Genomic DNA, 9,078 nt, shown 5'->3' on the forward strand with positions numbered 1-9,078 from the left:
ACGATTAACGACAGATCTCAGCTACGGTCGGCTGGCACAATTGGATAAGATCTTGAATAGAAAGCGCCAGCCCAGCCATTCGATCGCCACTGCTGATCGTGACTTCCTGTTCTTCTAGTAAGCTGGGGTCGAACACGATTGGCATATGACGTTTGAGTAACAGAGGAGTGACAGTACCAACTTTGTAACCAGTGATGGACTCAACATCGGCTTGATCAACACAAGTCATCCGGCGACATTTCAGTAACGAGCGCACTTTTTTGGGATCAACGCTACGATCACCTGGTGCACAGGCTAGTGCATATTGATTACCCATGTCTCGTAGCAAGATTGCTTTCACCATTTGAGAAGGGCGAATGCCGCGTTGGTGCGCGGCATCCTCAATGGTGGTTGCTGGTCTTTGATGCGGTAACAGACGAAACGGAATGTGTTGGTCTGTGAGAAATTGCATCAAAGGAGTATTGATTGTATTACTCATCATCAAGACTGTAAGGCATTGATTCGATTGTCCATTCACATTCTGGTTGCGCAACCAAACGAAGACGAGTGTCTTCATCGAGATTATTAGGCAGTACGATCAGGCCAATCGCGTGATTGTCACTGAACTGGTAGTGATTTAACAAAGCACCTACTGAACGCCAGTTTTCACCTACGCTGCGTTCGAGCTCAATTGGTTCGTCACTGAATGGAGCAGAAGTTGCACCTTTTACGATATACATCGCACGTTTATTGGTACCGCGATACTTCGCTCGTGCTACCGTTTCTTGTCCCGTGTAGCAGCCCTTTGTGAAGCTTATGCCTCCTAAAGCTTGCACGTTAAGTGCTTGTGGAATGTGAGCATTCTGCGCGGATGCAGAGACAAATGGTAGACCTGCCTCAATATCGAAACGATTCCAAAGCTCATTTGTCGTAAAGACAGCGTCGGTAGTTTCAACGATTTGCTGTGCTTCTGGCGCACTTAATATCAGTAACCAGCGATCTTGTGCAACTTGCACTGCTGTGCCACCGTCAACTGGGCGAACGCTGCCAGTTGTCTTGCTCATTGTTGAAATGAATTCGTCGGCTTTGACGCCAGCAACACCTAAGATAACGTCATCAGAAGCTTCAATCGTTACTTTAGAGAAAATGGCGTATTTCTTTATTTCATTAAGTTCTACGTCAATCGCCGATTTTGGTTGGATCATGCCGTAGCCATCATGATGATGGAAAAGGCGGAACACGCTCCACACTTTGCCTTTTGCATCACAATGTGCGCCCAGTGTTGATTGGTCTTGTTCTAAAGAAACAACATCGCAGGTAACCTGACCTTGTAAGTATGATTTTTTATCGTCACCGATCATGGTGATCATGCCGAAGTTATCCAGCAGTGAGATAGATAACTCTGGAAGTGCGTCTTGAGTTGAGAGAGGTAATGCTGAAAAACGAGTTTGCCATTCCATAATTACAATGCCTTTTGAAGATATTTTTCCGCTATGTTATACCCAAATAACCTTGAGATACTAGGGGAGCGATTTACGAATCAACATTTGTCTGCTTTCACTATCGTATTGTGACCCGCACACTAGTGACGTAGCACATCCCTTGTTACACTCCGCACTAACAACAAGACATCTATGAAGGAATAGTGAATGTACACTCCGGAAGAAAAAGCGCGTATTAAATGGGCTTGTCGTCGAGGCATGCTTGAGCTTGATGTAGTAATTATGCCGTTTTTTGAAGAGTGCTTTGATACTCTGAGTGAACAAGAGCAGCGTGACTTTGTTTCTCTACTTGAATGCGATGATCCTGATCTGTTTACTTGGGTAATGGGGCATGGCCGTAGCGAAAATTTAGGTCATGCAGCAATGGTTGATAAAATTGTCGCCCATAACCTCAGCAAAGTTCGTTAATTTTACTGCTTCTCCCTCTCTGACTGCCCGAGTCCTCAATGTTGTACTTTTCTTATTGATGACTTGGGCTGTTATCCTCTCTAGCATTCCGCTCGTATTATCGACTTATTTGTTATTACTGATTGTTAAGGCTCTCTCAAGCCAAGGCCTTGTTCAACCTACAAGTCATGGGCATTGGTATGTGCACTGCGATGGCTCGGTTAGGTTTGATGCCCTTGAGTATGGCGAATACTCGGAAGATATTGAGTCCGAAAAGGGTCATTTACAGCGAGTCGATACATCGGCATCACCATTCAAGATAACATTCCAATTGCAATCTGGCCGTAGTGTTACGATTTGGCGTGATAGCTGTGACGATGAGCAGTATCGTCAACTATCTTTGGTATTACGCCAATGGGAAATGAAACAGGGAGCTAATGCTCCCTGCTGATGTAATAGTTTAATTGGTAAAGTTAAAGCTGTTTAGCTGGAACCAAAATCGTTGGTCCGCTGTTTTCCAGTTGGTTCGGATAGTCAAGCGTGTAGTGCAAACCTCGACTCTCTTTACGCTGCATCGCACAACGAACCATCAACTCTGCTACTTGTAAAAGGTTACGCAGTTCTAATAAGTTGTTCGACACTCGGAAATTGCTGTAGTACTCGTGTGTTTCTTGTTGCAACAGTTGGATACGGCGTAAGGCGCGCTCTAAACGCTTGTCAGTTCGCACAATGCCCATGTAGTCCCACATAAACAGACGAAGCTCGTGCCAGTTGTGCTGAATGATCACTTCTTCATCACTATTGGTTACTTTACTTTCATCCCAACATGGCACCTGTGAGGGTAGCTCAACGTTAGTGTGATGTTTTAGAATATCTTTTGCCGCAGACCAAGCATAAACCACGCATTCGAGAAGTGAGTTTGATGCCATGCGGTTAGCACCGTGCAGGCCGGTGTAGCTAACTTCACCAATCGCATACAAATTTTTCAGATCGGTGCAGCCATTTCTATCCACCATGACACCGCCACAAGTGTAGTGTGCAGCAGGTACGATTGGGATTGGCTCTTTAGTCATGTCAATGCCCAAGTCCATCAAACGTGAATAAATGGTTGGGAAGTGTTTCGTAATAAAGTCAGCAGGCTTATGGCTGATGTCGAGATACATACAGTCGGCACCTAAACGCTTCATTTCGAAGTCGATAGCACGAGCCACGACGTCACGCGGAGCAAGCTCTTTACGTTCATCGAAATCCGGCATAAAGCGAGAGCCATCTGGACGACGCAGGTAAGCACCTTCGCCACGCAACGCTTCAGTCAGCAAGAAGTTACGTGCTTCTGGGTGATATAAACACGTAGGGTGGAACTGGTTAAATTCCATATTCGCCACACGACACCCTGCACGCCAAGCAATCGCAATACCATCACCAGACGACACATCTGGGTTAGAGGTGTATTGATAAACCTTTGAAGCACCACCTGTAGCGAGAACCACAAATTTGGCTCGCACGGTTTCGACATGCTCTTCGTTGCGGTTCCAAATATAAGCACCGATAACTTTGTTTTTATCACCGCCAATTTTGTCTTCGGTGATTAAGTCCAGAGCATTGTGACGTTCGAGAACATGAATGTTTGGATGGTTATGAGCGTTATCTTGCAGGGAGGTTTGCATCGCCATACCTGTCGCATCTGCCGCGTGAAGAATACGACGACGGCTATGACCACCTTCACGAGTTAAGTGGTAGCGAGGTTCATCGTCAGAGTCATCTTCTTCACGATCAAATGGGACACCACCGTCAATCAACCACTGTACACACTCTTTTGAATGCTCAGCAATGAACCTTACGGTCTCCTCATCGCAAATACCATCCCCGGCGATTTGCGTGTCTTCAACGTGTGAATCAATGGTGTCTGACTCATCAAATACGGCAGCGATACCGCCTTGAGCATAGTAGGTTGCCCCTTCGCTGCGTGGTCCTTTACTCAGCACCATCACCTTACAGTGGTTAGCAACGCGCAAAGCCAACGACAAACCTGCCGCGCCACTCCCTACCACTAATACATCACACTCATGTTCACGATTTGTGTTCATATAACTTTTATAATCCCAAGCTAAGGTAACAAAGTTACCTTGTGTATTATTTGCACACCATGTGCATTCCATTATCGCGACATCTGTCGCTAAGGGCTAAGTTGGGAGACCTATCGACGTCCGTGTTACGGCGGTGACTGAGCCACTCTTCTTTTTCATGCAGAGCATGAGCATGCTTCCTAAGTTATAATTTGTAACGCGGTGTTCAGATAGCCATTAGCCATGCAAATGAAAAGTAATAGTTTGTCAATGCCATTGCTTTTCCATGCCCGACCCAGCACAATCTGGGACAGAGATCATTCATTATACCCATTTCCCTCCAAGATGCTCGCTTGTCAAACTTAGACTAAAGTCAGGCAGCGGTGGTCATTTGGGTACAGACATCACATTGTGAAAAACAATGACAAAAAACTTGAGAAACCATGGAACTTTCTCATTCACGTTAGGGTCACAATAGTGCTCAAGTAAGCAGTGGTGTCAATACTACGTTTTGCATAATTAGTACCCATATCTGAGAAGAGTAGGGGCATAACAAATAGGAGTATCCGCTCGAATGAACGAGCAGCTGACCGATCAAGTATTGATTGAGCGAGTTCAGAATGGCGATAAGCAAGCATTCAACCTGTTGGTAACAAAGTACCAGAATAAGGTATGTAATCTTATTTCCAGATACGTTAGTAATCCTGGCGATGTACCAGATGTAGCACAAGAAGCGTTTATTAAAGCTTACCGAGCTATCCCTAGCTTTCGTGGGGAAAGTGCGTTTTATACGTGGCTGTATCGCATTGCAGTGAATACTGCGAAAAATCACATTGTTGCTCAAGGGCGTAGACCTCCAGCGACAGATGTCGATGCTGAAGATGCTGAATTTTACGAAACAGGTAGTGCACTTAAAGAAATATCGAACCCTGAGAACTTAACGTTGTCCAAAGAATTGCAACGGGTGGTGTTCAGTGCAATCGAAGCTTTACCTGAAGATTTAAAAACCGCAATGACATTACGAGAGCTCGATGGCTTGAGTTATGAAGAAATTGCAGAAGTGATGGATTGCCCGGTAGGAACGGTACGATCGCGTATCTTCCGTGCTCGTGAGGCGGTGGAAAAGAAAATCAGACCTCTTTTGCAACGCTAGTACAAGTAATAACTATGGTGAAAATAATGGCTGACAAAGAAAAACTTTCAGCTCTCATGGATGGAGAATTGGTCGATAAGGCTTTAATTCAAGAGTTAGAGCAAGACCAAGAGAGCCGTGATGCTTGGCAGAACTATCACCTGATTGGTGATGTGATGCGAGGCGAAGCGCCAGCAAAACCTGAGTGGAATATTGCTGAAAGCGTGGCGTTAGCGTTAGAAGATGAACCTGCACACCGTGCGTTTGATTCGCACAGTGCAAATGTTATCTCAATTGCGGATACGCCAAAAGAGTCGCAACCAGAACCGCAAAAAGCAAAACGTCAGTTGCCAGGTTGGTTGACGCAGTTTGGTCAAGTTGCTGTTGCTGCATGTGTATCGCTTGTTGTTATTTTAGGTGTACAGCAGTACGGTGGTAGCGATTCAATGTCGCCGCAAGCAGATCAATTACCTGTATTGCAGACGGTTCCGTTTGCTGGCAGCGCAGAACCAGTGAGTTTGACTCGTGAGTCTGTAGAACGTTCTGTAGGCGAGGCAAATATGCAAGAGCAGCGCAAGCGTGTTCATGCTATGCTGCGAGACTACGAATTGCAGTTACGAATTAACAGTGATGCATCTCAACAAGATGCAAATCTGAATCCGGATATTGAATGAAAAAATTTCTGATCAGCGCTTGCGCTCTGTTCAGTATGATGTCTTCTCAAGCCTTTGCTGGTGATAGGCCAGCGGAGGCTTTATTGCATCAAATGAGCGAGGCGAGTAAGAATTTAAGTTACGAACTCTCTTATATCCTTATCAAAAAGAACAGCATTGAGCCGTTGCTGTATCGTCATGCCACGCATGGTGACGATCAATATGCTCATCTTGTCTACTTAAGTGGCCCTGTGCGTGAAGTGATTCGTCGCGGAACTGAAGTAAGTTATATCGAAACGGGTTTAGAACCGTTCACCATCGAGTCAGGTAAAATGGTCGCTCCGACTATGCCTATGCTCAACACCAATATCGATGAGCTAAACTTGTATTACGACTATGTAAAAGTGGGTAGAGCTCGTGAAGCTGGTGTGGCAACACAAGTGCTGCGTATTGTTCCTAAAGACGGTCTGCGCTATTCATACGTACTATGGATCGATGAAAAGAGTAAATTGCCGTTGCGTGCCGACCTTGTGGACCGCGATGGTGAAATGCTTGAACAATATCGCACTATTTCTTACACGGTAAACCCAAAAATCGCAGAGTTAATGAGTGGCCTGCAAGATGTTCAATTACCTGCTGTTCTCACCATGCCAAAAGGCGATATTGGGACCAGTAATTGGCAGGTTGGTTGGATCCCTGAGGGGTTCGAGCCGAACGAGCTCAACCGCTATCGTATGGCCGTTACTAACCAAATGGTGGAGAGCCAGCTGTATTCTGATGGTCTGTTTAGCTTCTCTGTTTACGTAGCAAACAAGGATGAGCATTCGTTAAAAGGGCAGTTGGTTCGCCAAGGCAGAAGAACGCTACACAGTTTTGTGAGCGGTCAACATGAAATCTCTGTTGTAGGAGACATTCCACCGACCACAGCACAGCGTATCGCCCAATCAGTCACATTTAATGTAACAAAGAGTAAATAACAATGATGACCGCGTTGGCTACCGTGACAGACGTGCATCGTCGCGGCAAGCAATACGAAATTGATTTAAGTTGCGAACAGCAGACCAGTTGCAGTAGTTGCTCTTCACAGAAAAGCTGTGGAACGGGCGTTGTTACTAAAGCCATTGGTAACAAGAGTTTATCTTGGCACCTGCGCACGGATAAATCGGTGAAAATAGGTCAAGTCGTCGAGATTGGTTTTCCTGAGTCGAGCCTAATAAAATCAGCAATGGCGGTTTATTTACTGCCATTGTTTGGTTTGATTATCGGTGCGATGTTTGGTCACTTCCTATTAGCGCCGCTGACAGCCGGCGGGGAAGGCATCATCATATTGGCATCGGTATTGTTTGCCGCTGGTGGAATGTGGATCGCAAAACGTGTTTCTCGTCCGTTAGAAGATGAATCCAAGCGCCAAGTTACCCTCGTTCGGGTACTTGGAGAGCCAATCCAGTAAGTGCTGTCCCCCTCCACTAAAGGTTATTTGGGTATGTACTTTAAATTACGTGCGCCCGTTAACGAAATTCGGTAGAATCTGCCAACTTGATTGAAATGCCGTCAGTAGATGGCGTTTCTTACTGTCCCTATTTGTAAAGAGTTAGTCACCCTAAATCTATGAAGCACATTCGTAACTTTTCGATTATCGCCCACATCGACCATGGTAAGTCGACCCTATCAGACCGTCTAATCCAAGTTTGTGGCGGGTTAACCGATCGTGAAATGGCCGCACAGGTTCTGGATTCTATGGATCTTGAACGTGAGCGTGGCATCACCATCAAATCTCAGAGTGTGACGCTAAACTACACCGCTAAAGACGGTGAGACGTATCAGCTGAACTTCATCGATACTCCGGGGCACGTTGACTTTGCATATGAAGTATCACGTTCTCTAGCGGCTTGTGAAGGTGCGCTATTGGTTGTGGATGCGGGTCAAGGTGTTGAGGCTCAAACACTGGCTAACTGTTACACCGCGATCGAAATGGATCTAGAGGTTGTGCCAATCTTAAACAAGATTGACCTACCTGCAGCTGATCCTGAGCGTGTAGCGGAAGAAATTGAAGAAATCGTTGGTATCGATGCAATGGAAGCAACTCGCTGTTCTGCGAAGACAGGCATCGGTGTTGACGACGTTCTAGAGAACATTGTGTCAGCGATTCCAGCACCGGAAGGTGATCCAGATGCGCCACTACAAGCGCTGATCATTGACTCATGGTTTGATAACTACCTTGGCGTTGTTTCTCTAGTGCGTATTAAAAACGGCGAACTGAAGAAGAACGATAAGATCAAAGTGATGAGTACGGGCCAAGTTTGGGGTGTAGACCGCCTTGGTATCTTTACGCCAAAACAAGTAGATACCGATACCCTTCGTACTGGTGAAGTAGGTTGGGTTGTTTGTGGCATCAAAGACATTCTTGGTGCTCCTGTTGGTGATACGCTGACTCTAGCGAAGAATGGTTGTGATAAACCGCTACCAGGCTTTAAGAAAGTTAAACCTCAGGTTTACGCAGGTCTGTTCCCTGTATCTTCTGACGATTACGAGAACTTCCGTGACGCACTAGGCAAACTAAGCCTTAACGACGCATCGCTATTCTACGAGCCAGAAAACTCTGCGGCACTTGGCTTTGGTTTCCGTTGTGGTTTCCTTGGCATGTTGCACATGGAAATCATCCAAGAGCGTCTAGAGCGTGAATACGACTTGGATCTTATCACCACAGCACCAACGGTAGTTTACGAAGTTGAGAAGACGGATGGCGATCTGCTGTATGTTGATAGCCCAGCAAAACTACCAGCGATCAATGATATTGAAGAAATTCGTGAACCGATTGCACGTTGTAATATCCTTGTGCCTTCAGAGTACCTCGGTAACGTAATCACCCTGTGTGTTGAAAAGCGAGGCAGTCAAGTTGATATGGTTTACCACGGTAACCAAGTCGCTGTGACTTACGATATTCCAATGGCTGAAGTGGTACTGGATTTCTTCGATCGTCTGAAATCAACATCACGCGGTTACGCATCTTTGGATTACAACTTCCAGCGTTTTGAAGCTTCGAACATGGTACGTGTAGACGTTCTTCTTAACGGTGATACTGTTGATGCATTGGCGATGATTACACACAAAGATCAGTCTCAGACTCGCGGTCGTCAGTTGGTAGAGAAGATGAAAGAATTCATCCCTCGCCAAATGTTTGATATCGCAATCCAAGCGGCAATTGGTAACCACATTATCGCTCGTTCAACGGTAAAACAGTTGCGTAAGAACGTTATTGCGAAATGTTACGGCGGTGACGTAAGTCGTAAGAAGAAACTTCTGAAGAAACAGAAAGAAGGTAAGAAACGCATGAAGCAGATCGGTAACGTTGAGCTGCC

10 protein-coding genes are annotated in these 9,078 nt (G+C 45.7%); 7 read left to right on the forward strand and 3 right to left on the reverse strand.

Annotated features, from left to right (window positions below; genetic code table 11):
• Window positions 1-4: 4 nt before the first annotated feature.
• Window positions 5-478 carry an aminoacyl-tRNA deacylase gene (locus R7041_RS15270; RefSeq protein ID WP_053306796.1) on the reverse strand — a complete coding sequence of 158 codons (474 nt, stop codon included), beginning with the start codon at window positions 476-478 and terminating at the stop codon, window positions 5-7.
• Window positions 471-1,439, reverse strand: coding sequence for a tRNA-modifying protein YgfZ (gene ygfZ / locus R7041_RS15275; protein WP_064368768.1), 969 nt, complete (start codon window positions 1,437-1,439; stop codon window positions 471-473). The genes R7041_RS15270 and ygfZ overlap by 8 nt, the downstream gene beginning before the upstream one ends.
• 189 nt (window positions 1,440-1,628) lie before the next feature.
• Between ygfZ and R7041_RS15280 the strand changes: the two genes are divergently transcribed.
• Complete coding sequence (locus R7041_RS15280) at window positions 1,629-1,889, forward strand: succinate dehydrogenase assembly factor 2 (RefSeq protein ID WP_005380951.1); 261 nt, start codon at window positions 1,629-1,631, stop codon at window positions 1,887-1,889.
• Window positions 1,858-2,319, forward strand: a complete 462-nt coding sequence (locus R7041_RS15285; protein ID WP_224721353.1) for a protein YgfX — start codon at window positions 1,858-1,860, stop codon at window positions 2,317-2,319. Before R7041_RS15280 ends, R7041_RS15285 begins: the two co-directional genes overlap by 32 nt.
• A gap of 22 nt (window positions 2,320-2,341) precedes the next feature.
• On the opposite strand, the gene nadB is transcribed toward R7041_RS15285, so the two are convergent.
• The gene (nadB, locus tag R7041_RS15290) at window positions 2,342-3,955 is read right to left on the reverse strand and encodes an L-aspartate oxidase (protein WP_005380947.1); all 1,614 of its coding nucleotides are present in this window, start codon (window positions 3,953-3,955) and stop codon (window positions 2,342-2,344) included.
• A 553-nt stretch (window positions 3,956-4,508) separates the two neighbouring features.
• Here nadB and rpoE point away from each other — a divergent pair.
• The 5 genes from rpoE to lepA all read left to right on the forward strand — a co-directional run.
• A complete protein-coding gene (rpoE, locus tag R7041_RS15295) occupies window positions 4,509-5,087 on the forward strand; it encodes an RNA polymerase sigma factor RpoE (RefSeq protein WP_005380946.1) in 579 nt (192 codons plus the stop codon).
• 26 nt (window positions 5,088-5,113) lie between these two features.
• Entirely contained in the window at window positions 5,114-5,740 is a 627-nt protein-coding gene (locus R7041_RS15300; RefSeq protein WP_025768843.1) for a sigma-E factor negative regulatory protein, read from the forward strand.
• Entirely contained in the window at window positions 5,737-6,696 is a 960-nt protein-coding gene (gene rseB, locus R7041_RS15305) for a sigma-E factor regulatory protein RseB (protein WP_025768844.1), read from the forward strand. Before R7041_RS15300 ends, rseB begins: the two co-directional genes overlap by 4 nt.
• Window positions 6,697-6,698: 2 nt before the next feature.
• The gene (locus R7041_RS15310; protein ID WP_005384575.1) at window positions 6,699-7,169 is read left to right on the forward strand and encodes a SoxR reducing system RseC family protein; all 471 of its coding nucleotides are present in this window, start codon (window positions 6,699-6,701) and stop codon (window positions 7,167-7,169) included.
• Between the two features lie 158 nt (window positions 7,170-7,327).
• The coding region (lepA, locus tag R7041_RS15315; protein WP_318128655.1) for a translation elongation factor 4 at window positions 7,328-9,078 on the forward strand (1,751 nt) is incomplete at its 3' end.

Origin of the sequence: Vibrio sp. 1751, from assembly GCF_033339895.1 — a bacterium.
Lineage (GTDB): Bacteria > Pseudomonadota > Gammaproteobacteria > Enterobacterales > Vibrionaceae > Vibrio > Vibrio alginolyticus.